The sequence below is a fragment of the Streptomyces hokutonensis genome, from assembly GCF_042751305.1.
GTDB lineage: Bacteria > Actinomycetota > Actinomycetes > Streptomycetales > Streptomycetaceae > Streptomyces > Streptomyces hokutonensis_A.
Window position 1 is genome coordinate 1 of the sequence record NZ_JBHYWD010000004.1, and the last position, 26,102, is coordinate 26,102.

Here is a 26,102-nt window from a genome sequence, read left to right on the forward strand (position 1 = left end):
GCCCCCCCCCCCCTCCGGCGGTGCGCGGGCGCTGGGGGGGGCGCGGGGCCCCCCCCCCCCCGGGGGGGGGGGCTGGGGGCGGCAGCCCCCGGGGACGGGACGGGTAGGGGCGGCGGGGGCGAAAAACCCCTACAGCCCGTAGCGCTCCCGCGCCTCCTTCACCGCCGTCGCCTTTACTTCCCCGCGCCGCGCCAGCTGCGCCAGCGCCGCCACCACGATCGACTCCGCGTCGACGCCGAAGTAACGGCGGGCCGCGTCACGGGTGTCGGAGAGACCGAAGCCGTCCGCGCCCAGCGAGGAGTAGTCCTGCTCGACCCACTGCGCGATCTGGTCGGGAACCTGCCGCATGTAGTCGGAGACCGCGAGCACCGGGCCCTCCGCACCGTGCAGCGCCTGCCGCACGTACGGCACCCGCTCCTCGCCCCGCAGCAGCGCCGCGTCCGCCTCCAGCGCGTCCCGCCGCAGCTCGGTCCAGGACGTCGCCGACCACACGTCGGCCGCGACACCCCAGTCCTCGGCGAGCAGCTGCTGCGCCTTCAGCGCCCAGTGGATCGCCGTACCGGAACCGAGAAGCTGAATGCGCGCCGCGTTGGCCGCGGGCGAAAGCCCCGCCGATTCCGCCGTGTTGAAGCGGTACAGGCCCTTGACGATGCCCTCGTCGATGCCGAGTCCGGCCGGCTTGGCGGGCTGCGGGATCGGCTCGTTGTAGACGGTGAGGTAGTAGAAGACGTTCGGGTCCTCGCCGGGCGCGGCCTCGCCGTACATCCGGCGGATGCCGTCCTTCACGATCGCCGCGACCTCGTACGCGAACGCCGGGTCGTACGACAGCGCCGCCGGGTTCGTCGCCGCGATCACCGGCGAGTGACCGTCCGCGTGCTGGAGGCCCTCGCCCGTCAGGGTCGTACGGCCGGCCGTCGCGCCGACGAGGAAGCCGCGGCCGAGCTGGTCGCCGAGCTGCCACATCTGGTCGGCCGTGCGCTGCCAGCCGAACATCGAGTAGAAGATGTAGAAGGGGATCATCGCTTCGCCGTGCGTCGCGTACGACGTCGACGCGGCGATGAAGTCGGCCATCGAACCGGCCTCGGTGATCCCCTCGTTGAGGATCTGGCCGTTCTTGGCTTCCTTGTAGTACATGAGCTGGTCGCGGTCGACGGGCTCGTACGTCTGGCCCTTGGGGGAGTAGATCCCGAGGGACGGGAACAGGCTCTCCATGCCGAACGTGCGCGCCTCGTCGGGGACGATCGGCACCCAGCGCTTGCCCGTCTCCTTGTCGCGGACCAGGTCCTTGACCAGTCGGACGAAGGCCATCGTCGTCGCCACGTTCTGGCTGCCCGAGCCCTTGTCGAAGGACGCGAACGCCTTCTCCGAAGCGGAGGGCAGCGGAGCGATGGCGTGCGTACGGCGGGCCGGGGCCGGACCGCCGAGGGCCGCGCGGCGCTCCTGGAGGTAGCGGACCTCGGGGGAGTCGGCGCCGGGGTGGCCGTAGGGAACGACCCCGTCGATGAAGTCGCTGTCCTTGATGGGGAGTTCGAGCAGATCACGCATCTGCTTGAACTCGTCCGTCGACAGCTTCTTCATCTGGTGGTTGGCGTTCTTCGACGCGAAGCCCTCGCCCAGCGTGTGGCCCTTGACGGTCTGGGCCAGGATGACGGTCGGGCCGCCCTTGTGGTCCAGGGCCGCCTTGTAGGCCGCGTACACCTTGCGGGACTCGTGGCCGCCGCGGGAGAGGTGGAAACACTCGAGGATCTTGTCGTCGCTGAGCAGCTTCGCGAGCTCGACGAGCGCCGGGTCCTTGCCGAAGAAGTCCTCGCGGATGTAGGCCGCGTCGCGGGTCTGGTACGTCTGCACCTGCGCGTCGGGTACCTCGCGCAGGCGGCGCACGAGCGCGCCCGTGGTGTCGAGCTGGAACAGCTCGTCCCAGGCGTTGCCCCACAGCGACTTGACGACGTTCCAGCCGGCGCCCCGGAACTGGGCCTCCAGCTCCTGCACGATCTTGAAGTTCGCGCGGACCGGGCCGTCGAGGCGCTGGAGGTTGCAGTTGATGACGAAGGTCAGGTTGTCCAGACCCTCGCGGGAGGCGAGTGCGAGTGCCGCCGTCGACTCGGGCTCGTCCATCTCGCCGTCGCCGAGGAAGGCCCAGACGTGGGACTCGGAGACGTCCTTGATGCCGCGCGCGGTGAGGTAGCGGTTGAAGCGTGCCTGGTAGATCGCGGAGAGCGGGCCGAGGCCCATCGACACCGTCGGGAACTCCCACAGCCAGGGCAGCCGGCGCGGGTGCGGGTACGACGGGAGGCCGTTGCCGCCGGCTTCCTGGCGGAAGTTGTCGAGGTGCGCCTCGGTGAGGCGGCCGTCGAGGAAGGCGCGGGCGTAGATGCCGGGGGAGGCGTGGCCCTGGATGTACAGCTGGTCGCCGGAGCCGTCCGCCTCCTTGCCCTTGAAGAAGTGGTTGAAGCCGGTCTCGTACAGCCAGGCCGCCGAGGCGAAGGTGGCGATGTGGCCGCCGACGCCGTGTTTCGCGCCCCGGGTCACCATGGCCGCCGCGTTCCAGCGGTTCCACGCGGTGATCCGGCGCTCCAGCGCCTCGTCACCGGGCGCGGCCGGTTCGGCGGCGGTCGGGATGGTGTTGACGTAGTCGGTCTCGAGGAGCTTGGGCAGCGCGATGCCGTTGCCCTCCGCGCGCTCCAGCGTGCGGCGCATCAGATACGCGGCGCGGTGCGGGCCGGCAGCCTTCGCGACGGCGTCCAGGGAGGCCTGCCATTCGGCGGTCTCCTCGGGGTCGCGGTCCGGGAGCTGGTCGAGCTCGCTCGGCTGGATGGCGTAGGGGTCGGTCATAACGCCGCCTTCCTCAGTCGAAGGGGGGTTCCCTCGTCGGCAAGGGGTTTTCGGGGGTGCCCTTGGTCTTTGGCAGGACAGGGCGGCGGGCCCTTGTGCTGTGACACTTTGCGGCTTCCGCCGCGGGCCCGTCGGTGACTGTAACTCCCTGATCGATGATCGATCAAAGGTTCCCGGGCAAAATATCTTGATTACGAGAAAGTCGGCACGGCGTGCCTTTTGCGGGGGCACCGGGTGCCGTGTTTTTGGCCGTTTTCCGGAGAGTTTTCGCAGGTGAGCATGGCTGCGCTCGGCTGCGTCACGGTCGCGGGGCGCAGCCCAGAACGTGCGCCTTCACCAGCTCCGCGATCCGCGGATCCCGGCGCCGGAACGCGGCCACCAACTCCTCGTGCTCCTCCGCGTACGACTGCTGCACCGTCCCCAGCCAACGGATCGACAGCGCCGTGAACACCTCGATACCGAGGCCCTCCCAGGTGTGCAGCAGCACCGAGTTGCCGGCCGCCCGCACCAGCTCCCGGTGGAAGCCCACCGTGTGCCGCACCTGGCCCGTCCCGTCCGCCTCGCGGTCCGCCTCGTACAGGGCGGCGACATGCGGTTCGAGCGCCGAGCAGTCCTCGGCCAGCTTCTCGGCCGCCAGCTCCGCCGCGATCGCCTCCAGGCCGGCCCGCACCGGGTAGCTCTCCTCCAGGTCGGCCGCCGTCAGATTCCGTACCCGTACGCCCTTGTTCGGCGCCGACTCGATCAGCCGCAGCGACTCCAGCTCGCGCAACGCCTCCCGCACCGGCGTCTGGCTGACCTCCAGTTCGGTCGCGATCCGCCGCTCCACGATCCGCTCGCCCGGCTTCCAGCGGCCGCTGACGATCCCCTCCACGATGTGCTCGCGGATCTGTTCGCGCAGCGAGTGGACGACGGGCGCGGTCATGAGAGCTCCTTAAGGGCGTTTGACGTTTAGACAATAAGGCCGCACGCCCGCTCGGGAGGGGCGCACGGGGGCGCTTTCATGCAGGTGAGACGAGACTTACACGCTGGTGGGGCGGGTGGTGCGGTCGTCGTGCGGGGTGTCGGGGGCGCGATGAACCGGGGAGTTCGGGGCGGTGGCCCGGGCTGATGGCGGTGACCGGCTGTCGACCGGCGCTCACTCCGGCGTGCGGCCCGACGGGCATCGCGCGGCTACGGATCATGGCCGGCATCCCGGTTCCGGCGGCACCGTGTCTTCGTGAGACCGGACGGCGCCCTGGAGCCGGGCCGAGTCGGTCGGGGCCGGCTGTGCGCCCGGCCCGGCGGCGACAGCGGCGCCGGCACACGACGGGATCGTACGCCCGGATACCGGGCGGCGTACGACGTGCCGTGGGGCCGGGAAACGCAGGGCGCCCCCGCCCGGAAGGTTCCGGAACGGGGGCGCCGTACGAGCGAGGTGGGTTACAGGCCGAGCTCGACCTCGAACTCGCCCGCCTCCAGGATCGCCTTGACGGCCGTCAGGTAACGGGCCGCGTCGGCGCCGTCCACCAGGCGGTGGTCGTAGGAGAGGGTCAGGTACGTCATGTCGCGGACGCCGATGACCGTGCCCTCCTCCGTCTCGATGACGGCCGGGCGCTTGACCGTGGCGCCGATGCCGAGGATCGCGACCTGGTTCGGCGGCACGATGATCGTGTCGAAGAGCGCGCCGCGCGAACCGGTGTTGGAGATGGTGAAGGTCGCGCCGGACAGCTCGTCCGGGGTGATCTTGTTCGCCCGGACCTTGCCCGCGAGCTCGGCGGTGGCCTTGGCGATACCGGCGATGTTCAGGTCGCCCGCGTGCTTGATGACCGGGGTCATCAGGCCCTTCTCGGAGTCCACCGCGATACCGACGCTCTCGGTGTCGAAGTAGGTGATCGTGCCCTCTTCGACGTTGATCCGGGCGTTGATGGCCGGGTGGGCCTTCAGCGCCTGGGCCGCCGCCTTGACGAAGAACGGCATCGGGGAGAGCTTGACGCCCTCGCGCGCGGCGAAGGAGTCCTTGGCCTGGGCACGCAGGCGCATCAGCCGCGTGACGTCGACCTCGACGACCGAGGACAGCTGCGCCTGCTCGTGCAGCGCCTTGACCATGTTGTCGCCGATGACCTTGCGGATGCGGGGCATCTTCACGGTCTGGCCGCGGAGGGGAGAGGCCTCCAGGGTCGGCGTCTTCTTCGCCGCGACGGCGGCCGGAGCGGCTGCGGCGGCCGGGGCCGGAGCAGCGGCTGCCGCCTTCGCGGCCTCGGCGGCGGCGAGGACGTCCTGCTTGCGGATACGGCCGCCGACGCCGGTGCCCTTGACGGTGGACAGGTCGACGCCGTTCTCGGCGGCGAGCTTGCGCACCAGCGGGGTCACGTAGGCGCCGTCGTCCGTGGCCTGCGCGGCGGCGGGCGCCGGAGCGGCCGGGGCCACCGGAGCCGGAGCCGCGACCGGCGCGGGGGCCGGGGCGGCGGGGGCGACCGGAGCCGCGGCGACCGGAGCGGGCGCCGGAGCCGGGGCGGGGGCCGGGGCCGGGGGTGCGACCGGCGCGGGGGCCGGAGCCGCCGGAGCCGGGGCAGCGGCGGCGGGCGCCGGTGCCGGAGCGGCGGGAGCGGGGGCAGCCGCCGGAGCGGCACCCGCGGCGCCGACGACGGCGAGCTTGGCGCCGACCTCGGCGGTCTCGTCCTCGCCGACCAGGATCTCCAGCAGCACGCCGGCGACCGGCGAGGGGATCTCGGTGTCGACCTTGTCGGTGGAGACCTCGAGGAGGGGCTCGTCCTCGGCGACCTCCTCGCCGACCTGCTTCAGCCAGCGGGTGACGGTGCCCTCGGTGACCGACTCGCCCAGTGCGGGCAGCACGACGTCGGTACCGGAGGCGCCGGCCGCCGGAGCGGCGGCAGCGGGGGCGGGCGCGGCCGGGGCGGGCGCCGGAGCCGCGGGGGCCTCGGCGACCGGAGCCGGAGCGGCAGCGGGGGCCGGAGCCGCCACGGGCTCGGCCGCCGGGGCCGGGGCAGCGGCGGGGGCGCCGGTGCCGTCGTCGATCACGGCCAGCTCGGCGCCGACCTCGACGGTCTCGTCCTCGGCCACCTTGATGGAGGCCAGGACACCGGCGACCGGCGAGGGGATCTCGGTGTCGACCTTGTCGGTCGACACCTCGAGCAGCGGCTCGTCGGCCTCTACTCGCTCGCCCTCGGCCTTCAGCCAGCGGGTGACAGTGCCCTCGGTGACGCTTTCACCGAGCGCCGGAAGGGTTACGGAAACCGCCATGGTTTCGGTTGCTCCTTACGAATTGCGGAAGTCTGTGTCGTCGTCCGACCGAGGGGGTCAGTCGTGGGAGTGGAGAGGCTTGCCGGCCAGCGCCAGGTGGGCCTCGCCGAGCGCCTCGTTCTGCGTCGGGTGGGCGTGGATGAGCTGCGCGACCTCGGCGGGCAGCGCTTCCCAGTTGTAGATCAGCTGGGCTTCGCCGACCTGCTCGCCCATGCGGTCGCCGACCATGTGGACGCCGACCACGGCACCGTCCTTCACCTGGACGAGCTTGATCTCGCCGGAGGTGTTGAGGATCTTGCTCTTGCCGTTGCCCGCGAGGTTGTACTTCAGAGCGACGACCTTGTCCGCGCCGTAGATCTCCTTGGCCTTGGCCTCGGTGATGCCCACGGAGGCGACCTCGGGGTGGCAGTAGGTCACCCGGGGGACACCGTCGTAGTCGATCGGGACGGCCTTCAGACCGGCCAGCCGCTCCGCCACCAGGATGCCCTCGGCGAAGCCGACGTGCGCGAGCTGGAGCGTGGGGACGAGGTCGCCGACGGCGGAGATGGTCGGGACGTTCGTCCGCATGTACTCGTCGACCAGGACGTAGCCGCGGTCCATCGCGACGCCCTGCTCCTCGTAGCCGAGACCGGCGGAGACGGGGCCGCGGCCGACGGCGACGAGCAGCAGCTCGGCCTCGAACTCCTTGCCGTCGGCGAGGGTGACCTTGACGCCGGACTCGGTGTACTCGGCCTTGGAGAAGAAGGTGCCCAGGTTGAACTTGATGCCGCGCTTGCGGAACGCGCGCTCAAGAAGCTTGGAGGAGTTCTCGTCCTCGAGAGGGGCGAGGTGCTTGAGGCCCTCGATGATCGTCACGTCGGAGCCGAAGGACTTCCACGCGGAGGCGAACTCCACGCCGATGACACCGCCGCCCAGGATGATCGCGGACTGCGGCACGCGGTCCAGGACGAGGGCGTGGTCCGAGGAGATGATCCGGTTGCCGTCGATCTCCAGGCCCGGCAGCGACTTCGGCACGGAGCCGGTCGCCAGCAGGACGTGGCGGCCCTGGATGCGCTGGCCGTTCACATCGACGGAGGTGGGGGAGGAGAGCCTGCCCTCACCCTCGATGTAGTGCACCTTGCGGGACGCGATCAGACCCTGCAGCCCCTTGTACAGGCCGGAGATGACGCCGTCCTTGTACTTGTGGACGGCCGGTACGTCGATGCCCTCGAAGGTGGCCTTGACGCCGAACTGCTCGCTCTCGCGGGCCTGGTCGGCGATCTCGCCCGCGTGGAGCAGAGCCTTGGTGGGGATGCATCCCCGGTGCAGGCAGGTGCCGCCGACCTTGTCCTTCTCGATCAGGGCGACGTCCAGTCCCAGCTGGGCCCCGCGCAGCGCCGCGGCGTAACCGCCACTACCACCGCCGAGGATCACTAGGTCGAAAACGGTGCTGGCGTCGTTCGCCACGTCACGTCCTCCATGCATGTGCGCCGTACGCCGGTCGTCAGTGACCGGGCGGCGGCTGGTGTCCGGCCGCTCTTTCTTCGGCCCTGTGGTGGGGGCCCTGTCCTGCCGAGCCCCATCTTCGCACTTGTCGGGGCCCAACGAGACGCCGGGCCGGGGTGTGAGACACCACACGCTCACATGAGAGACGGTGAATTGGTGAGACACCTGGGTGCGACCCCCTAGGGGCGCGGGAAACTGCGCGACCGGCCACAACCGGCCCGCAGTCGCCCACGCACCTAAAGGCATCGAGCTACTGGGCGAACCTCAGCCCAGATCCCCCGCCGCGGTCAGCTCCGCAAGCCGCACCAGCGTCCGCACAGCGGACCCGGTCCCACCCTTGGGCGTGTAACCGAACGGCCCGGCCTCGTTGAACGCGGGCCCGGCGATGTCGAGATGCGCCCAGGTGATCCCCTCGCCCACGAACTCGCGCAGGAACAGCCCCGCGACCAGCCCGCCGCCCATCCGCTCACCCATGTTCGCGATGTCGGCGGTCGGGGAGTCCATCCCCTTGCGCAGGTGCTCCGGCAGCGGCATCGGCCACGACGGCTCACCGACCTCCTCCGCCGCGTCGACGATCGCCGCGCGGAACGCGTCGTCGTTCGCCATGACACCGAAGGTCCGGCTCCCGAGAGCCAGGACCATCGCCCCGGTCAGCGTCGCCACGTCCACGATCGCGTCCGGCTTCTCCGCAGACGCAGCCCACAGCGCGTCCGCGAGGACGAGCCGACCCTCGGCGTCGGTGTTGAGGACCTCGACGGTCTTGCCGCTGTACATGCGCAGCACGTCACCGGGACGGGTCGCGGAACCGGACGGCATGTTCTCGGCGAGCGCCAGCCAGCCGGTGACGTTGACCTCGAGTCCCAGCCGCGCGGCGGCGACCACGGCGGCGAAGACCGCCGCCGCACCGCTCATGTCGCACTTCATCGTCTCGTTGTGCCCGGCGGGCTTGAGCGAGATGCCGCCCGAGTCGTAGGTGATGCCCTTGCCGACGAACGCGAGGTGCTTGGTGGCGTCGGCGTGCGTGTACGACAGCTTCACCAGGCGCGGACCGGCCGCGGAACCGGCGCCGACGCCGAGGATGCCGCCGTAGCCGCCCTTCTCCAGGGCCTTCTCGTCGAGCACCTCGACCTTGATGCCGTGCTCCTTCGCCGCGGTCTGCGCGACGGCGGCGAAGGCCTCGGGGTCGAGGTCGTTCGGCGGGGTGTTGATGAGGTCGCGGGCGCGGTTCAGCTCCTCGGTGACCGCCAGCGCGCGTTCTACGGCCGCCTTGTACTCCTTGTCGCGCGGCTTGCCGCCGAGCAGGGCGACCTCGCCGAGCGGGCCCTTGCCCTTGGCGTCCTTGCCGTTGTCCTTGTACGCGTCGAAGGAGTACGCGCCGAGCAGCGCGCCCTCGGCGATCGCGCCGGCGTCGGCCGCGTCGGCGAGGGGCAGCGCGAAGGCGGCCTTCTTGGCACCGGTCAGGGCGCGGGCGGCGACACCGGCGGCCCGGCGCAGCGCCTCGGCGTCGTACGCGTCGCCGTCCTTGGGCTCGGCGCCGAGGCCCACCGCGAGCACGAGCGGCGCCTTGAAGCCGGCCGGGGCGGGCAGCTTCGTGATCTCGCCTTCGGCACCGGAGGCGCCCAGGGTCTCCAGGACGCCGGCGAGCCTGCCGTCGTACGCCTTGTCCACGGCGTCGGCGCCCGGTGCGACGACCGGGCCCTTGCCGCCCTTGCCGACACCGATCACGATCGCGTCGGCCCGCAGGCCGGGCGCCGCGGCGGTGCTGAGAGTGAGAGCAGTCACAGTGGTGAATTCTCGCTTCCGGTGTGAAGTTTCCGTGGTCGAACGGGGTGGGTCGACCGGGCCCGACAGCCGACCCTATTTCCGACCTGCGGCGGCGGTGGACAGAGGGGGCTGGTGACGGCCCAGAACGGAGCCTACGCGCGTGTGCGCGACGGGGCGTTCGCGCGGGGGCCTCGGTGTGCGGCGCGGTACCGGACATGGGAGATCATCCTTGGGGTCCCCGCCCCACACCCTGGAGCCCGTCCCGTGAGACGCCCCACCGCGCTGTTCCCCCTGCTCCCGCTCCTCCTCCTGCTCCTCGCGGCCTGCACCGCCACCCCCGACGACAAGCCGGAGGCGGCGAAACGGTGGCAGCCCCGCCCGGGTGTGGCCTGGCAGTGGCAGCTCAGCGGACGCCTGGACACCTCCGTCGACGTCCCGGTCTACGACATCGACGGCTTCGACCAGTCCAGGGCCACGGTGACCGCGCTGCACGACAAGGGCCGCAAGGTCATCTGCTACATCTCCACCGGCGCCTGGGAGGACTTCCGCCCCGACGCGAAGAAGTTCCCCAAGTCGGTCCTGGGCAAGGGCAACGGCTGGAAGGGCGAACGCTGGCTGGACATCCGCCGTACAGCCGTCCTCGAACCCCTGATGGCGACCCGCCTCGACATGTGCCGTGCGAAGGGCTTCGACGCGGTGGAGCCCGACAACATGGACGGCTACCGGAACGACACCGGCTTCCCCCTGAAGGCCGCCGACCAACTCCGTTACAACCGCCTCATCGCAAAGATGGCCCACGACCGTGGAATGGCGGTCGGCCTCAAGAACGACCTCGACCAAATCCCCGCCCTGGTGAGCGACTTCGACTTCGCGGTCAACGAACAGTGCGCCCAGTACGGCGAATGCGACACCCTGACCCCCTTCATCAAGGCGAACAAGGCGGTCTTCCACGTCGAGTACGAACTCCCGACCACAAAGTTCTGCGCGAACTCCCGCCGCCTGAAGCTGAGTTCACTGGAGAAGAAGTACGAACTGGGAGCCTGGCGCAAGGCCTGTTAAGCAACTCGGGTCCTGTCAAAAACACTTGAGGGCAGCCCACCCAGGGGCGCGGGGAACTGCGCGCCCAGCCCCAACGCACCCGTACTCACCCACCCAGCGCAAGCACCACAAGCGCAGCAGTCGCAGCAGTCTCCGCAAGCCCCCCGAACACGTCCCCCGTGACCCCACCGAACCGACGCCTGCAGTGCCGGAGCAGGAGCTCGGCCACGATCAGCGCCACGACAACCGCAACAACCCCCCGCACCCTCCCCTGCCCTCCGAAGAACGGCCCGAGCGCCGCAGAGATCACCAAGTAGGACAAGGTCACAGCCACCGCACCTCCCACCGGCACAACCCCCGCAACCGCGGCCCCCAGCCCCTCCGGCCGAGCCGCCGGCACCCCCGCACGGGCGGCCCAGGTCAACGCAAGCCGCGCAGCGACCGCGGAAACGATCGCCGCGGCCGCCCCCCGCACCCACGAGTCGCCGTAGAGCTGCGCCAGCACAGCCACCTGAGCCAGCAGGACGAAGACAAGGCTGAGCACCCCGAACGGCCCGATGTCCGACTGCTTCATGATCCGCAGCGCGTCCTCCGCGGGCTTCCCGCTGCCCAACCCATCCGCAGTGTCCGCAAGCCCGTCCAGATGGAGCCCCCGGGTGAGAACGGCGGGCACGGCAACCGTGGCGACAGCCGCGAGCAGCGCGCCCGCGCCGAGGAACAGCAGCAACAGCCCGAGCCCGGCCGCACACCCGCCGACGACCACCCCGACGAGCGGCGCGGCCATCATCCCGGCGCGCGCGGCCTCCCGGTCCCAGCGGGTGACCCCGACCGGGAGAACAGTCAGGGTGCCGAACGCGAAGCGGAGGCTGTCGAGAGGCGGGGTCTTGGACACCGGCGCAGGTTACCCGGCGGTCCGGGGAGCGGTACCGGCGGCCATCGTTAAAGTGCACATATGGGACATTGGCTGCACCGCAACATCGTCGAGCCGGGCAAACTGCCCCTGCTCCTCGCGCTGACCGCCTTCGTCCTGACGTTCGTCATCACCCGTGTCATCACCCGGCTGATCCGCGCCGGCAAGGGCCCCTTCGGCAACATCAAGGCGGGCGACGTGCACATCCACCACGTCGTCCCGGGCGTGGTCCTCTCCGTGCTCGGCGGCTTCGGCGCGGTGGCCAGTACGCGCTACGGCGTCGGGTCGGCCCTGTTCGCGATCGTCTTCGGGATCGGCGCGGGCCTGGTGCTGGACGAGTTCGCGCTGATCCTCTATCTCGACGACGTGTACTGGACCGAGGCGGGCCGCAAGAGCGTCGAGGCGGTGGTGCTCACGGCGGCCCTGGTCGGCTTCGTCCTCGCCGGTTTCTCGCCCTTCGGGGTCAACGACCTCTCCGCCGCCGAACTCCACGACCGTGCCGGCGTGATCGTCAGCGTCGGGGTCAACTTCCTCTTCTCCCTCATCGCCCTGAGCAAGGGCAAGGCCCGCACGGCGGTCTTCGGCATCCTCGTCCCGCTGGTCGCCCTCGTCGGCGCGATCCGGCTGGCCCGCCCGGGTTCCCCCTGGGCCAAGCGCTTCTACCGCAAGCGCCGCCATCGGGCCCGGGCCCGTTCCACCCTCCGCGCCTACCACCACGACCGCCGCTGGGCGGGCCCGCGCCGCGCCTTCCAGGACTGGATCGGGGGGAAGCCGGACCCGGAGCCGGTACGAATCCCCGGTCGGCGGTGACCGCGCCCCGCCGCACAGCCCCGGCCGCTCACCTCCGGTGACCGCGCCCCGCCGCACAGCCCCGGCCGCTCACCTCCGGTGACCGCGCCCCGCCGCACAGCCCCGGCCGCTCATGTCCGGTGACCGCGCCCCGCCGCACAGCCCCGGCCGCTCATGTCCGGTGACCGCGCCCCGCTGTGCAGCCCCGGTCACCCACCACCGGTGACCGAACCCCGCCCCCCTACCGCACGCGCAGCCGCCGGTGCCGTAGTGCCGAAGCCAGGCACAGCAGCCCTACGGCGATGATCGCCGCCAGGTGTTCCTTGCCGGCGAGGTTGCCCTTGAGCATCACCTCGATGGCCATCGCGCCGGTCACCGCGAGCGCCGTCGCGTACGCGCCGTAGCGCCACGCGACGAACACGGCGAGGCCGACCACCGCCGCCGAAGGGCCCGTGTCGACGACCCACTTGTCCGAGCTGGGCAGCCCGAACGGGTTGTCGAAGCCGAGCCAGATGCCGAGGCGGGCGTAGAGCGTGCCGGCGAGGGTCGCGGTGTAGGCGATGACCAGGGTGCGCCAGCGGCCGATACAGATCTCCGCGATGCCGAAGACGAAGAGGATCTGGGCCAGCGCGCCCCACACCGGGAGGTCCAGAGCCGGGACGAAGAGGGAGAGCGGGGTGCGCAGGAGGGCCAGCCAGAGTGGGTCCTCGGCCCGTACCGCGCCCGCGTCCTGCACGAACTGGTAGCCCCAGGACTGGTTCTGCACGAACTGCAGTGCCGCCGTCAGCAACACCGCCCCGATCGTCATCGGGATCGCCCGCCGGCGCTGCTTCAGCAGTGGCTCGCGCACGGTGACGTAGAGCAGTCCCCATTCGGCGCGGGCCCAGCGGGCGAGGCGGTTCATCTGTGCGTCTCCAGGTGCTTGCGGTGCAGCCACTTCGGCAGTCCCGGCGCCTCCAAAAACCCCTCCGCGCGCGCCGACGCGAGGCCGATGCGCAGCAGGTCCGCGCTCTTCTCGAAGAGCAGGAACCGGGGTTCCCAGATGGGCCGGTACTTGGCGTTGGCGCGGTACAGCGACTCGATCTGCCACCACCGGGAGAAGAAGCTGAGGAGTGACCTCCACAGCCGCAGCACCGGTCCGGCGCCGATCCGCGCCCCCCTTTCGAAGACCGAACGGAACATGGCGAAGTTGAGCGATACCTGGGTGATTCCGATTTCCTGGGCGCGACGGAGGAGTTCGATCACCATGAACTCCATGAGGCCGTTGTCGGAGTCGCGGTCCCGCCGCATGAGGTCGAGGGACAGCCCGTGCGGGCCCCACGGCACGAAGGACAGCACCGCCCTCAACTCGCCCTCCCCGTCCGTGCATTCGAGCATCACGCACTGCCCGTCGTCGGGGTCCCCGAGCCGCCCCAGCGCCATGCTGAAGCCGCGCTCGGTGGCCCCGTCCCGCCAGTCGTCGGCCCGCTTCAGCAGGTACGCCATCTCCTCGCCCGGAATGTCCTCGTGGCGACGGATGCGGACCGTGTAACCGGCGCGCTTCACCCGGTTGTAGGCCTGCCGCACGGTCCGCATGGCGCGGCCCTCAAGGGTGAAGTCGGCGACCTCGACGAGAGCTTCGTCACCGAGTTCGAGGGCGTCGAGCCCGTGCCGCGCGTAGACGGTGCCGGCCTCCTCGCTCGCGCCCATGACGGCCGGAATCCATCCGTGAACGCGGGCTTCCGCGAGCCAGGGCTCGATCGCGCCGGGCCAGGCCTCGGGGTCGCCGATCGGGTCGCCGGAGGCCAGCGACACCCCGCCCACGACCCGGTAGGCCACGGCCGCCTTGCCGGTCGGCGACCACACCACGCTCTTCTCCCGGCGCAGCGCGAAGTACCCGAGGGAGTCCCGCTCGCCCTGCCGCTCCAGCAGCGCCCGCAGCTTCTTCTCGTCGTCCTCGGTGAGCGGGTCGACGGCGCGCCGGGAGCGGAAGGCGGCGTAGAAGACCGCGAGGACCAGGACGGTGCTGAGCACGTTGATGGCGACATTGACCCAGTTCGGGGTCCAGATCCCGGGGAAGCGGTTCTCCGGGGCGTCGATCGTGACCAGCCGGAACGCGCCGTAGTGCCAGCGCTCCAGGAACGTCGAACGGGACGCGTCGTGCGCCTGGTTGGTGACCGTCACCAGCAGCCCGGCCAGCAGCGAGGCGGCCAGTGTGCCGCCGACGGCCACGACGGCGGCGAGCCGGGGGTTGGACCGGTCGCCCTTGGCGTAGAACTCCCGGCGCCCCACCAGCAGCGCGGCGACGAAGGCGGCGGTCAGGCCCAGGGAGATCCAGTTCTGCACGTACTGGCGGATCTCCTGGAACGACATCGCGAACCCGAACAGCGCCAGGAACAGCCCGCTGACCACCAGGTTCAGAATCCACGCGGCGCGTTTGCGGCGCCGCATGGTGATGGCGAGGAACGCCGTGAACACCCCGGACGCGAAACCGGCCGTCAGCAGATACGGCGTGAAGAAGTTCTCCTGGTTGTGCCGTCGTACGTCCTGCCCCAGCGAAACCCACGCCGCGCTGAGGAAGTTGATGAACGCGACGGCCCGCAGATACCAGACGGCGAAGGCCGCTGCCCGCCGCGAGGCGCCTGTGCTGTGACGTTCTTGAACGGGCCCGACCCGGACATCTCCCATGAAGGAGGATCATATGGGTGTTGTTGCGGCGAACGTTTCTTTTCCGTCGCCGCAACGATCACGCTCGGATCACTCCTCGGGCTTCTCCACCTCGGCCGGCTCCTCCGCCGGCTCCTCCGGCTTGAGCGGGAGTTCGGCCGCCAGCGCCGCCGCGGCCTGCACCAGCGGCAGCGCGAGCAGCGCGCCCGCGCCCTCGCCGACGGTCACCCCGTGGTCGAGCAGCGGCTCCAGTGCCATCCGGTCCAGCGCCTTCGCCTGCCCCGGCTCCCCGCTGTTCTGCCCGGCCAGCCACCAGTCCGGCGCCCGGAACGCGACCCGCTGACCCACCAGCGCGCACGCGGCGGCCACCACCCCGTCCAGGATCACCGGCAGCTTCCGTACGGCGCTCTGCAGCAGGAACCCGGTCATCGCGGCGAGGTCGGCCCCGCCCACCGTCGCGAGCAGCTGCAACTGGTCGCCGAGCACGGGCCGGGCCCGGCGCAGCGCGTCCCGGATCGCCGCGCACTTGCGCATCCACGCCAGGTCGTCGATCGCCAGGCCGCCCCGCCCGGTGACCACGGACGCGTCGGTCCCGCACAGCGCGGCGATCAGCACGGAGGCCGGGGTCGTACCGCCGACGCTCACATCGCCGAGCACCACCAGATCCGTACCGGAGTCGGCCTCGTCGTTCGCCACGGCGACACCCGCCTCGAACGCGGCCGTCGCCTCCTCCAGGGTCAGCGCGTCCTCGATGTCGATCCGCCCGCTGCCCCGCCGTACCCGGTGCTTCACGACCTCGTCGGGCAGCGAGTCCGGCTCGCAGTCCAGGGCCATGTCCACGATCCGTACCGGCACCCCGAGCCGCCGGGCGAGCACCGCGGCCGGGCTGCCGCCCTCCAGCACCGACCGCACCAACTCCCCGGCGCTGCCCGCGGGTCGGGCCGACACACCGAGTTCCGCGACCCCGTGGTCGCCCGCGAACAGCACCACCCGCGGCCGTTCGATCGGCCGCACCGGCACCGAGGACTGCGCCGCCGCCAGCCACTCACCCAGGTCGTCGAGTCGGCCCAGCGACCCGGGCGGCACGATCTGACGTTCACGCCGCGCCTCGGCGTCACGGCGCACACCGCCGTCGGGGCGCTCGATCAGATCGGTGAAGTCGTCGAGATTAAGCGAGCTCATTCGCCGAACAGTACCGGCAGCGATCGCGCGCGACAGAGCCACATGGTCACCACGCGCCCCGGACGTCCTTGCCTCCAGGATCGGTATCCCGTACGTATCGTTTTGTACCGTTTTGCCGTACGTCCCCGGGAGCCGCCATGAACAGCCTGCGCACCCGTGTCAGCGCCCTCGACGAGCGACGCCGTCACCGGACACTGGCCCGCGCGATCCTGCGCCTGCTCCCCGAACCGGAGAGCTGGCTCGACGTCGGCACGGGCGACGCCCACTTCCCCGAGACCGCGAAGGAACTCTTCCCCTACACCTCCTTCGACGGCCTCGACCCCACCCCCCGAGCCGTCCGGGCCCGCGCCGCCGAACGCATCGAGGAGGGCTACGCCGGCCACCTCACCGACCCGCACATCACCTCCGCCCTGCACTCCCGCTACGACGTCGTCACCCTCCTGCGCGACCGCACCCCCGCCCCCGACCCCGCCGCCGAACTCCACGCGGCCCTCACGGTCCTGCGCCCCGGCGGCCTCCTCCTCATGGAAGGACGTCCGGACGACCTGCGCGCCCAACTGGAGCCCCACGACTGCGAGATCGTCCCCGAACCCCGCCGCCTCCCGGACCGGCTCCCGGCCCCGCAGCGGCTGATCGCGCGCCGGAAGCCGTCAGCCCCGTAGCGCGATCGCCTGCCCCGCCACCACCAGCAGCACGTGCTCGCACTCACCGGCGACCGCCGCGTTCAGGCGCCCCAGCTCGTCCCGGTACCGGCGCCCGGAGGCGGTCGCCGGCACGATCCCCGAGCCGACCTCGTTCGACACGGCCACCAGGGTGCGCCGGGTGGCCCGCACGGCGGCGGTCAACTCCCGTACCCGCTCCCGGAGTTGCTTCTCCCCGCCGTCCCCCCACTCCGTGTCGTCCCACGCCCCCACGGAGTCCATCGCGTCCGTCAGCCACAGCGACAGACAGTCGATCAGCAACGGCGGCCCGTCCTGCGCCAGCAACGGCACCAGGTCACAGGTCTCCGCCGTACGCCACGACCCCGGCCGCCGCTCCCGGTGCGCGGAGACCCGCGAGGCCCACTCGGTGTCCCCGTTGCGCGAGCCGCCGGTGGCGACGTACAGCACGTCCGGGAACGCCTCCAGCCGCCGCTCCGCCTCCACCGACTTCCCGGACCGCGCCCCGCCCAGCACCAGCGTCCGCCGCGGCACATCGGGCACGTCCTCGTAGACCCCCACGGTCAGCGTCGACCCGTCCGGCACGGCCCGCGCCCCCACGGCCGCCAGCCGCCGCGTCAACTCCGCGCCCGGCGGCACATCGTGGTCGAGATGCACGGCGATCACATCGGTCGCGGGCCCCATCGCCCCCACCGCCCGCAGCTTCGCCAGCGCGTCCGGCCGCCCCACCACATCGGCGAGCACCATGTCGTACGACTCGGCGCTCCCCTCCTCGAGCCCGGCGGGCGCGGCCCCCGGCGGCAGATACAGCACCCGCTGCCCGTCCGGCCCCGTGACGGCGTACCCGGTACCGGGCGCGTCCATCGCCACCGCCCGCACCCGGTGCCCCGTCAGCAACGCCAGCTCCCGCCCGTCCGGCACCCGCCCAGGCTGCGGCAGCCCCACCGGCACCTCCACCGCGGGCCCGTCGTGCGGATGCGACAACAGCACCTGCCGCACACCCCCCAGCGAATGCCCGGCCCGAGCCGCCGCGAAGGCGGCCCCCGGCGTCAGATCCAGCAACAGCGTCCCGTCCACGAGCACGGCGGTAGCCGCCCGGGCATCCAGCCCGAGCGACACGGCACAGGCAGCACAGGGGCAGTCGAGGCGGGGGAGTCCAGCGGGGGCACCGGTGCCGAGCAGAGTGAGTTCCACGGTGTTGATTTTCGCGCGTCTGACCAGGTGTTGCGCATCCGACTAGTCTTCTCGGCAGAAGCCGGACCAAGATCCGGCTTCTGCTCTGCATGCGCTGAGACCTTGGAGGCGTACATGGCGGCATGGATCTGGCGGTTCGAGAAGTCCGACGGGACCGAGGTCGAACCCGCGGTCCCGCCGGAGGAGTTCACCACGCAGGGGGACGCGGAGTCCTGGCTCGGCGAGGTGTGGAAGGACCTCGTCGCGGGTGGCGCGGACCAGGTACGGCTGTTCGAGGACTCCACGGAGATCTACGGCCCGATGAGCCTGCACGCCGAGGAGGCGTAACCGGGGGAGGGAGCGGCCGGAGAAATACCGGCCGCCCCCTCTCTCACTGCTCGCCCAGCGTCACATCGACCTTCTTCGACGCGCCGTTGCGCGTGTACGTCACCGTCGTCCGCTGCCCCGGCTTGTCGGACGCCAGCGCCTCCGACAGCGAGGTGATCGTGCTGATGGCCGTGTCGCCGAGCTTCGTGATGATGTCGCCGGCCCGGATCCCGGCCTTGTCCGCGGCCCCGCCGCTCTTCACCTCGACCACCGCCACCCCGGCGGCCCGGTAGTTGTCGTCGACGACCGTACGGCCGGTGATGCCGAGCGCGGCCCGCCCCGAGTCGGTCACCTTGCCGTCCTTGACGATCTGGCCGGCGACCGTCTTCACCATCGAGGACGGGATCGCGAACCCGATCCCGGGCGCTGCACCGCCCCCGAGGTTCGGGTCGGTCGCCGCGAGCGTCGGAATGCCGATGACCTGCCCGTTGAGGTCGACCAGCGCGCCCCCGCTGTTGCCGGGGTTGATCGCGGCCGAGGTCTGCACCATGTTGGCGATGGTCGCGCCCGTACCCCCGTCGCTGCTGCCCTCGCTGACGGTCCGTCCGGTCGCCGACACGATGCCCTGCGTCACGCTGGACGACAGTCCCAGCGGCGAGCCCATGGCGAGGACGATCTGCCCGACCTGGACCTTGGCGGAGTCGGCGAAGGCCGCCGCCTTCAGCCCGTCCGGCACCTTGTCCAGCTTGACGACGGCCAGGTCCTGGTCGGGATACGAGTAGACGAGCTCGGCGGTGAGCACGTCCTCGCTGTTCGCGGTGGTCACCTTGAAGGTCTTCTCGTTCCCGACGACGTGCGCGTTGGTGACGATGTGCCCCTGGCCGTCGTACACGACCCCCGACCCCAGATCACTGCTGGCCTGGATCTGCACGACCGACGGCAGGACCTCCTTGATCACCTTCTGGTAGTCGCTCTGCAGGTCGTCGCCGGCCATCGGTACGGCGGCCTGGGCGGCCTGCGCGGTCGAGGTGTCCTTCTTCGAGGAGGATCCGGAGCCACCGCATCCGGCGACCAGCGCGAGCGAACAGACGAGCAGGGCCATGGGCCGGAGGGCGCGCGTACGGGTCCGGGTACGGGGAGCGTCCATACGCCGAGTGTCTCTTTGGGGTGAATGCCAGGCTTGTGCTGCTGACCCGAACGGGCCCTCGGCGAGGGGCGCGCGCTCAGCCCCGTACGCCGCACAGATGCAGCAGCGCGGCCACCGCCCGATACGGATCCGTCCGCCCGGCCCGCTCCTCGGCGGCCAGCAGCGGTTCGACGTCCGACGGGATCTCGACGCCTTCCGGAGCGGTGTCGGTGAAGACCCGCACGCCGTACCAGGCCTGCAACGGCGCCCCGATCCCCGCCAGCGTCGCCGTCAGGGTGTCCAGCCGGTCCGCCCGCACATCCAGGCCCAGACGGTTGCGGTACGCGGTCGAGTCGAACGCGGTCAGCGCGGTCGCCCAGTCCCAGGAGAGCCCGGGGCGCATCGCCAGCGCGTCGGCGTTCCTCACCAGCAGGGACAGGAGCCCGCCCGGCGCCAGCATCCGGGCAAGACCCGCGAGCAGCGGATCGGGCTCGGACACGTACATGAGTACGCCATGACAGAGCACGACGTCGAAACTGCCCGGCAGGAAGTGCACGCCCGTGTCCCGGCCGTCGCCCTCGATGATCCGCACCCGATCCCGGATGCCCTCCGGCTCACCGGACAGCGCCGCACGCGCCGCGGCGATCATCTTCGGTTCCTGTTCGAGCCCGGTCACCTGATGCCCGGCCCGGGCCAGCCGCAGCGCCTGCGTGCCCTGCCCCATCCCGACGTCCAGCACCCGCAGCCGCTGCCCGACCGGATACCGGCCGGCTATCTGCTCGTCGAGCTGCCGGGCCACCAGCTCCTGGCGTACGAGATCCCGCAGCCCGCCCAGCCTTGCCAGCCAGGCATCCGCCGCGCCCGCGGAGAAGGAGTCCGCGCTCAGGGCCGCTCTCCGCGCTTGACCTGCGGCTTCGGCAGCCGGAGTCTACGCATCTGGAGGGAGCGCATCAGCGAGTACCAGACCGTGCCCTTGGTGTCCTGGCCCGGGAAGCGCTCGGCGAGCTGCTTGCGCAGCCGGAACACGTTCAGGAACGAGTCGACCACGATCAGGATGATGATCACGAGCCACAGCAGCAGCGCGACGTTCTGCAGCGCGGGCACCTGCACCACGCTGAGCACCAGGATCACCACGGCCATCGGCAGGAAGAACTCGGCGACGTTGAAGCGCGAGTCGATGTAGTCACGCGCGAACTTGCGGACCGGGCCCCGGTCACGGAGCGGCAGATCCCGCTCGTTGCCGCGGCCGGACAGCGCCTGGCGCTGCTTCTCCAGCTGCACCCGCCGCTCGTCGCGCTGCCGCTTGGAGGCGTCCTTGCGCGTCAGCGTGGTGTTGGCCACGCTGCGGCGCTGGGTCTGGGCCTCACTGCGCTTGGGCGTGGGCCGACCCTTGGGGGCCTGAGGGTCTCGGGGCTGCTTGGAGTCGGTCAGCGGCACCTTGTCGGTGGGCGCTGCCTGCTCTTCCTTGGAACGGCTACGGAACACAAAACCCAAGCTTACGGGGTGGACGCGGTTGGACCCCAGTCCGGTGGGGAACGATCCGGCAACACCAGTCGTCTGTAGGGGGACAAGAGAGACGTCGCAGACGGTCGGCTCCGGGTTGTTACCCGGGGAACACCTACTCCTTACGCCGGAGCAGGACCGTAGGCAGTCGTCCTTGGGGATGAGCGCATCCGTCCCCGAACAGTGCGGTAATGGATGCAGGGCCCGTACTGTTGGTCCTGTTGTAGTCGCTGGAGCTGGAGTCCGTCAGAAGGGGGCGCGCGAAGCCCATGAGCGGTGTCATGAAGCGTATGGGGATGATCTTCCGCGCGAAGGCGAACAAGGCCCTTGACCGGGCCGAGGACCCGCGCGAAACCCTCGATTACTCGTACCAGAAGCAGCTGGAGCTGCTTCAGAAGGTGCGCCGGGGTGTGGCCGACGTCGCCACCTCCCGCAAGCGTCTGGAGCTCCAGCTCAACCAGCTGCAGTCGCAGTCCTCCAAGCTGGAGGACCAGGGCCGCAAGGCGCTCGCCCTCGGCCGTGAGGACCTGGCCCGCGAGGCGCTCTCGCGCCGGGCCGCGCTCCAGCAGCAGGTGACGGACCTGGAGACGCAGCACACCACCCTCCAGGGCGAGGAGGAGAAGCTCACCCTCGCGGCCCAGCGCCTCCAGGCCAAGGTGGACGCCTTCCGTACGAAGAAGGAGACCATCAAGGCCACGTACACGGCGGCCCAGGCACAGACCCGGATCGGCGAGGCCTTCAGCGGCATCTCCGAGGAGATGGGCGATGTCGGGCTTGCCATCCAGCGCGCCGAGGACAAGACCCAGCAGCTCCAGGCCCGCGCCGGCGCCATCGACGAACTGCTCGCCTCCGGAGCCCTGGACGACCCGACCGGCATGGCCAAGGACGACATCCAGGCCGAGCTGGAACGGCTGTCGGGTGGTACGGATGTAGAGCTGGAACTCCAGCGGATGAAGGCGGAGCTGGCCGGCGGATCGGCGTCGCAGCAGGCGATCGAGGGCGGCAAGGACCAGTCCCAGTCGCAGTCGTCGTCCCAGCCGCAGGACACCCCGCGCTTCGACAAGCAGTGACGTGATGTGACGGCCCACGCCTGAGGAGGGCGACATGATCGTACGGATCATGGGGGAGGGGCAGGTGAGGCTGGCCGACGGCCACCTCACCGAACTGAACAAGCTGGACGACGTACTCCTGAGAGAAATACAGAACGGCGACGGCCCCGCCTTCCGCGAGACCCTCCAGGCACTCCTGGCCAAGGTCCGCGAACTGGGCGAACCGCTGCCCGACGATTCCCTGGAGCCGTCGGAACTGATCCTCCCGTCCCCGGACGCGACGCTGGAGGAGGTCCGGGACCTGCTGAGCGACGACGGCTTGATCCCGGGGTGAGGGCTTTCTTCAGGGCTCTTTCTTGACCAAGGTCGGCGTTGGTCAGCCTGTCCGGCACTTTTCCGGCGCCGGCCAGCAAAATCCAGCCCGCCCGGCGTTTGAGGACGAGGCCCCTTCAAGGCCGAACGGGGGCCTGGGGGCAGAGCCCCCAGAGACGCCCGCACCAACACCCCGCACAAGTACAGGGAACGTACAGCTGCCCCCCGTTCCGCCCCCGCCAGGGACCCCGTACGGTTGCCAGAATGAGCGTTCTCGACCGAGCCCGCTGCCAAGCGAAGGCGCACCCCTCCGCGCTGGACGCGGTGCTCGCCGCCGCGGTGCTCGTGTGCATGGTGGCCGGTTCGTTCGTGGACCCGCACGGCGGGCACGGCGTCAGCTGGGGCATCCGCACCCCCGACCCGCTCAGCCTGGTCCTGATGGCGGTCGGTGCCGCCGCGCTCGTCTTCCGCCGCCGCGCCCCGATGATGGTCCTCGCCGTCACCGCCACCGCCTCCCTCGTCGAGAGCGTCACCAGCGACCCGCGCGCCCCGGTCGCGATGTGCGCCGTGGTCGCCCTGTTCACCGTCGCGGTGTCCACCGACCGCTCCACCACCTGGCGCGTCGGCCTGCTCACGATGACCGTGCTGACCGCCGCCGCGATGCTCGGCGGTCCGCTCCCGTGGTACGCGCAGGAGAACCTCGGCATCTTCGCCTGGACCGGCATGGCGGCCGCCGCCGGGGACGCCGTACGCAGCCGCAAGGAGTTCGTGCACGCCATCCGTGAGCGCGCCGAACGGGCCGAGCGCACCCGCGAGGAGGAGGCCCGCCGCCGGGTCGCCGAGGAACGGCTGCGCATCGCCCGCGACCTGCACGACGTGGTCGCCCACCACATCGCCCTGGTCAACGTCCAGGCCGGAGTCGCCGCGCACGTCATGGACAAGCGCCCCGACCAGGCCAAGGAGGCCCTCGCCCACGTACGCGAGGCCAGCCGCTCCGCGCTCAACGAACTCCGCGCCACCGTGGGCCTGTTGCGCCAGTCCGGCGACCCCGAGGCCCCCACCGAACCGGCCCCCGGCCTCGACCGCCTCGAAGAACTCGCCGGCACCTTCCGCAGCGCGGGCCTCCAGGTCCTGGTCGCCCGCGCGGACAACGGCACCACCCTCCCCGCCGCCGTGGACCTGGCCGCCTACCGGGTCATCCAGGAGGCCCTCACCAACGTGCAGAAGCACGCCGGCATCGAGGCGAAGGCCGAGGTGAGCGTCGTACGCGTCGGCCCGAACGTGGAGGTCACCGTCCTCGACAACGGCTCCGGCGAGGACCACGACCCCGACTCCGGCGGCGGCCACGGCCTGCTCGGCATGCGCGAGCGCGTCACCGCCCTGCGCGGCACCCTCACCACCGGTCCCCGGTACGGAGGCGGCTTCCGCGTCCATGCGATCCTGCCGGTCAAGACCCGCCCACGCGCCTCGGGGGACCCCGTATGACGACGATCCGTGTCCTGCTCGCCGACGACCAGGCCCTGCTGCGCAGCGCCTTCCGCGTACTCGTCGACTCCGAGCCCGACATGGAGGTCGTAGGGGAGGCGTCGGACGGCGCGCAGGCCGTGCGGCTCGCGAAGGAGCAGCGGGCCGACGTCGTGCTGATGGACATCCGGATGCCCGGCACGGACGGCCTCGCCGCCACCCGCATGATCAGCGCCGACCCGTCCCTCGCCCATGTCCGGGTGGTCATCCTGACGACCTTCGAGGTCGACGACTACGTGGTGCAGTCCCTGCGCGCCGGCGCCTCCGGCTTCCTCGGCAAGGGCTCGGAACCCGAGGAACTCCTGAGCGCGATCAGGGTCGCCGCGGCCGGCGAGGCCCTGCTCTCACCCGTGGCGACCAAGGGCCTGATCGCCCGTTTCCTCGCCCAGGGCGACCTGGACGAGGACCGCGACCCGGCCCGCGCCGAACGCCTCGAAGCCCTCACCGTGCGCGAACGCGAGGTCCTGGTCCAGGTCGCCGGCGGCCACTCCAACGACGAGATCGCCGAACGCCTGGAGGTCAGCCCCCTGACGGTGAAGACCCACGTCAACCGGGCGATGGCCAAACTGGGCGCCCGTGACCGGGCCCAACTCGTCGTCATCGCCTACGAGTCGGGCCTGGTCCGGCCGCGGGTGGAGTAGCACCCCGGACGTACGGGTCTACGGCAGCGCCAGCATCCGCTCCAGCGCCAGCTTGGCGAAGGTCTCCGTCTCCTTGTCGACCTCGATGCGGTTGACCAGGTTGCCCTCGGCGAGGGACTCCAGGGTCCAGACCAGGTGGGGGAGGTCGATGCGGTTCATGGTCGAGCAGAAGCAGACCGTCTTGTCGAGGAAGACGATCTCCTTGCCTTCGGGAGCGAAACGGTTCGCGAGCCGCCGTACGAGATTCAGCTCGGTGCCGATGGCCCACTTGGAGCCGGCGGGGGCCGCCTCGAGTGCCTTGATGATGTACTCCGTCGAGCCGACGTAGTCGGCCGCGGCCACGACCTCGTTCTTGCACTCGGGGTGGACCAGGACGTTGACCCCGGGGATGCGGGCGCGGACGTCCTCCACCGACTCCAGCGAGAAGCGGCCGTGCACCGAGCAGTGGCCGCGCCAGAGGATCATCTTCGCGGACCTCAACTGGTCCGCCGTGAGGCCGCCGTTGGGCTTGTGCGGGTTGTACACGACACAGTCGTCCAGGCTCATCCCCATGTCCCGCACCGCCGTGTTGCGGCCGAGGTGCTGGTCGGGCAGGAACAGCACCTGCTCGCCCTGCTCGAAGGCCCACTCCAGGGCGCGCTGCGCGTTCGACGAGGTGCAGATCGTGCCGCCGTGCTTGCCCGTGAACGCCTTGATGTCCGCGGACGAGTTCATGTACGAGACGGGCACGACCCGCTCGGCTGTACCGGCCTCGGTCAGCGCGTCCCAGCACTCGGCGACCTGCTCGGCGGTGGCCATGTCGGCCATCGAGCAGCCGGCCGCGAGGTCGGGCAGGACTACCTTCTGGTCGTCGCCGGTCAGGATGTCCGCGGACTCCGCCATGAAGTGCACACCGCAGAACACGATGTACTCGGCCTCGGGTCGCGCGGCGGCGTCCCGGGCCAGCTTGAAGGAGTCGCCCGTGACGTCGGCGAACTGGATGACCTCGTCGCGCTGGTAGTGGTGGCCGAGCACGAAGACCTTGTCGCCGAGCTTCTCCTTGGCGGCGCGGGCCCGTTCGACCAGGTCCGGGTCGGACGGCGAGGGCAGGTCGCCGGGACACTCGACACCCCGCTCGCTCCTCGGGTCGGCCTCACGGCCGAGCAGCAGCAGGGCGAGGGGCGTCGGCTGAACGTCGAGCTCCTGGGTCTGGGCGGTGGTCACGACACGCACCCTTTCTGTTCTGACAGACAAGCCTTTTCGTCTAATTGACGTTATCTATCATAACCGCTTCACGTCAGTTTGACGATGCCCATAGCGTCGATGTGACATCAATCCCGGCAGGTGCTCGATACGCACTCAGCGGGGGACCTTGCGGGGGTGTGCGAGCATGGAGAGAGGTGCCGGGGGAAAGACACCGGGCACGGCCCGGAATGAATCCACGGCCCCGGCGGTTGACATCGTCGGCAAGCAGTCTCCGTACAACCCGGGAGAGATGTAGATGTCCGTATCGGACGAGACCAGCACCGTCACCGACGGCATCCTTCTGTCCGACGCCGCCGCGGCGAAGGTCAAGGCCCTGCTCGACCAGGAAGGCCGGGACGACCTGGCCCTGCGCGTCGCCGTGCAGCCCGGTGGCTGCTCCGGCCTGCGCTACCAGCTCTTCTTCGACGAGCGCTCCCTCGACGGCGATGTCGTCAAGGACTTCGGCGGCGTCAAGGTGGTCACCGACCGCATGAGCGCCCCGTACCTGGGTGGCGCCTCGATCGACTTCGTCGACACCATCGAGAAGCAGGGCTTCACGATCGACAACCCGAACGCGACGGGCTCCTGCGCCTGCGGCGACTCGTTCAGCTAAACCGGCCGGCCCTGACAGGGCGGTTGAGTACGGCGAAGGCGGCGGCCCCCTCCGACAGGGCCGCC

The 26,102-nt window shown here is 70.9% G+C and carries 23 protein-coding genes; 9 read left to right on the forward strand and 14 right to left on the reverse strand.

The window, feature by feature from the left end:
• Window positions 1-129: 129 nt before the first annotated feature.
• The 5 genes from aceE to ACFXC1_RS12390 all read right to left on the reverse strand — a co-directional run bounded on the left by aceE (window position 130) and on the right by ACFXC1_RS12390 (window position 9,339).
• Window positions 130-2,832: a pyruvate dehydrogenase (acetyl-transferring), homodimeric type gene (gene aceE / locus ACFXC1_RS12370; protein WP_381241938.1), complete on the reverse strand. Its 2,703-nt coding sequence runs from the start codon at window positions 2,830-2,832 to the stop codon at window positions 130-132.
• A gap of 298 nt (window positions 2,833-3,130) precedes the next feature.
• Entirely contained in the window at window positions 3,131-3,754 is a 624-nt protein-coding gene (locus tag ACFXC1_RS12375) for a GntR family transcriptional regulator (RefSeq protein WP_362984919.1), read from the reverse strand.
• Between the two features lie 497 nt (window positions 3,755-4,251).
• Complete coding sequence (sucB, locus tag ACFXC1_RS12380; protein WP_381241939.1) at window positions 4,252-6,072, reverse strand: 2-oxoglutarate dehydrogenase, E2 component, dihydrolipoamide succinyltransferase; 1,821 nt, start codon at window positions 6,070-6,072, stop codon at window positions 4,252-4,254.
• Between the two features lie 57 nt (window positions 6,073-6,129).
• A complete protein-coding gene (lpdA, locus tag ACFXC1_RS12385; protein ID WP_381241940.1) occupies window positions 6,130-7,518 on the reverse strand; it encodes a dihydrolipoyl dehydrogenase in 1,389 nt (462 codons plus the stop codon).
• Between the two features lie 303 nt (window positions 7,519-7,821).
• Window positions 7,822-9,339 carry a leucyl aminopeptidase gene (locus ACFXC1_RS12390; RefSeq protein ID WP_381241942.1) on the reverse strand — a complete coding sequence of 506 codons (1,518 nt, stop codon included), beginning with the start codon at window positions 9,337-9,339 and terminating at the stop codon, window positions 7,822-7,824.
• A 246-nt stretch (window positions 9,340-9,585) separates the two neighbouring features.
• Here ACFXC1_RS12390 and ACFXC1_RS12395 point away from each other — a divergent pair, with 246 nt between their 5' ends.
• On the forward strand, window positions 9,586-10,380 hold the full coding sequence (locus ACFXC1_RS12395; protein ID WP_381241943.1) for an endo alpha-1,4 polygalactosaminidase: 795 nt from the start codon (window positions 9,586-9,588) through the stop codon (window positions 10,378-10,380).
• 85 nt (window positions 10,381-10,465) lie between these two features.
• Here the strand turns inward: ACFXC1_RS12395 and ACFXC1_RS12400 are convergent, their stop codons facing one another.
• On the reverse strand, window positions 10,466-11,251 hold the full coding sequence (locus tag ACFXC1_RS12400; RefSeq protein ID WP_381241945.1) for an adenosylcobinamide-GDP ribazoletransferase: 786 nt from the start codon (window positions 11,249-11,251) through the stop codon (window positions 10,466-10,468).
• Window positions 11,252-11,311: 60 nt separating this feature from the next.
• On the opposite strand from ACFXC1_RS12400, the gene ACFXC1_RS12405 reads away from it, so the two are divergent.
• On the forward strand, window positions 11,312-12,079 hold the full coding sequence (locus ACFXC1_RS12405; RefSeq protein ID WP_381241946.1) for a hypothetical protein: 768 nt from the start codon (window positions 11,312-11,314) through the stop codon (window positions 12,077-12,079).
• Window positions 12,080-12,299: 220 nt separating this feature from the next.
• On the opposite strand, the gene ACFXC1_RS12410 is transcribed toward ACFXC1_RS12405, so the two are convergent.
• From ACFXC1_RS12410 to cobT, 3 genes are all read right to left on the reverse strand, one after another.
• Window positions 12,300-12,962, reverse strand: coding sequence for a hypothetical protein (locus tag ACFXC1_RS12410; RefSeq protein ID WP_381241947.1), 663 nt, complete (start codon window positions 12,960-12,962; stop codon window positions 12,300-12,302).
• Window positions 12,959-14,725, reverse strand: coding sequence for a phosphatidylglycerol lysyltransferase domain-containing protein (locus ACFXC1_RS12415; protein WP_381241949.1), 1,767 nt, complete (start codon window positions 14,723-14,725; stop codon window positions 12,959-12,961). Before ACFXC1_RS12415 ends, ACFXC1_RS12410 begins: the two co-directional genes overlap by 4 nt.
• Window positions 14,726-14,794: 69 nt before the next feature.
• A complete protein-coding gene (gene cobT, locus ACFXC1_RS12420; RefSeq protein ID WP_381241950.1) occupies window positions 14,795-15,886 on the reverse strand; it encodes a nicotinate-nucleotide--dimethylbenzimidazole phosphoribosyltransferase in 1,092 nt (363 codons plus the stop codon).
• A gap of 137 nt (window positions 15,887-16,023) precedes the next feature.
• Here cobT and ACFXC1_RS12425 point away from each other — a divergent pair, with 137 nt between their 5' ends.
• Window positions 16,024-16,548 (forward strand): methyltransferase domain-containing protein, encoded by a 525-nt coding sequence (locus ACFXC1_RS12425; RefSeq protein ID WP_381241952.1) that lies wholly within the window; start codon window positions 16,024-16,026, stop codon window positions 16,546-16,548.
• Here the strand turns inward: ACFXC1_RS12425 and ACFXC1_RS12430 are convergent.
• On the reverse strand, window positions 16,537-17,739 hold the full coding sequence (locus tag ACFXC1_RS12430) for a bifunctional adenosylcobinamide kinase/adenosylcobinamide-phosphate guanylyltransferase (protein WP_381241953.1): 1,203 nt from the start codon (window positions 17,737-17,739) through the stop codon (window positions 16,537-16,539). The genes ACFXC1_RS12425 and ACFXC1_RS12430 overlap by 12 nt on opposite strands.
• Before the next feature lie 114 nt (window positions 17,740-17,853).
• Between ACFXC1_RS12430 and ACFXC1_RS12435 the strand changes: the two genes are divergently transcribed.
• The gene (locus tag ACFXC1_RS12435) at window positions 17,854-18,066 is read left to right on the forward strand and encodes a hypothetical protein (RefSeq protein WP_019075820.1); all 213 of its coding nucleotides are present in this window, start codon (window positions 17,854-17,856) and stop codon (window positions 18,064-18,066) included.
• Window positions 18,067-18,109: 43 nt separating this feature from the next.
• Here ACFXC1_RS12435 and ACFXC1_RS12440 read toward each other — a convergent pair whose 3' ends face one another.
• The 3 genes from ACFXC1_RS12440 to ACFXC1_RS12450 form a co-directional block, all read right to left on the reverse strand.
• Window positions 18,110-19,192 (reverse strand): S1C family serine protease, encoded by a 1,083-nt coding sequence (locus ACFXC1_RS12440; RefSeq protein WP_381241955.1) that lies wholly within the window; start codon window positions 19,190-19,192, stop codon window positions 18,110-18,112.
• A gap of 76 nt (window positions 19,193-19,268) precedes the next feature.
• Window positions 19,269-19,970: a class I SAM-dependent methyltransferase gene (locus ACFXC1_RS12445; RefSeq protein ID WP_381241957.1), complete on the reverse strand. Its 702-nt coding sequence runs from the start codon at window positions 19,968-19,970 to the stop codon at window positions 19,269-19,271.
• An 83-nt stretch (window positions 19,971-20,053) separates the two neighbouring features.
• Entirely contained in the window at window positions 20,054-20,656 is a 603-nt protein-coding gene (locus ACFXC1_RS12450) for a DUF3043 domain-containing protein (protein WP_381241959.1), read from the reverse strand.
• 287 nt (window positions 20,657-20,943) lie between these two features.
• Here ACFXC1_RS12450 and ACFXC1_RS12455 point away from each other — a divergent pair, with 287 nt between their 5' ends.
• The 4 genes from ACFXC1_RS12455 to ACFXC1_RS12470 all read left to right on the forward strand — a co-directional run bounded on the left by ACFXC1_RS12455 (window position 20,944) and on the right by ACFXC1_RS12470 (window position 24,200).
• Complete coding sequence (locus ACFXC1_RS12455; protein WP_200716465.1) at window positions 20,944-21,744, forward strand: PspA/IM30 family protein; 801 nt, start codon at window positions 20,944-20,946, stop codon at window positions 21,742-21,744.
• Between the two features lie 34 nt (window positions 21,745-21,778).
• Entirely contained in the window at window positions 21,779-22,057 is a 279-nt protein-coding gene (gene pspAA / locus ACFXC1_RS12460) for a PspA-associated protein PspAA (protein ID WP_359604823.1), read from the forward strand.
• A 242-nt stretch (window positions 22,058-22,299) separates the two neighbouring features.
• Entirely contained in the window at window positions 22,300-23,520 is a 1,221-nt protein-coding gene (locus tag ACFXC1_RS12465; protein WP_381241961.1) for a sensor histidine kinase, read from the forward strand.
• Window positions 23,517-24,200 (forward strand): response regulator, encoded by a 684-nt coding sequence (locus tag ACFXC1_RS12470; protein ID WP_381241963.1) that lies wholly within the window; start codon window positions 23,517-23,519, stop codon window positions 24,198-24,200. Before ACFXC1_RS12465 ends, ACFXC1_RS12470 begins: the two co-directional genes overlap by 4 nt.
• 18 nt (window positions 24,201-24,218) lie before the next feature.
• Here the strand turns inward: ACFXC1_RS12470 and nadA are convergent, their stop codons facing one another.
• Window positions 24,219-25,403: a quinolinate synthase NadA gene (nadA, locus tag ACFXC1_RS12475; RefSeq protein ID WP_381241965.1), complete on the reverse strand. Its 1,185-nt coding sequence runs from the start codon at window positions 25,401-25,403 to the stop codon at window positions 24,219-24,221.
• 277 nt (window positions 25,404-25,680) lie between these two features.
• On the opposite strand from nadA, the gene ACFXC1_RS12480 reads away from it, so the two are divergent.
• Entirely contained in the window at window positions 25,681-26,037 is a 357-nt protein-coding gene (locus ACFXC1_RS12480) for an iron-sulfur cluster assembly accessory protein (RefSeq protein ID WP_019075810.1), read from the forward strand.
• The last annotated feature ends 65 nt before the right edge of the window (window positions 26,038-26,102 follow it).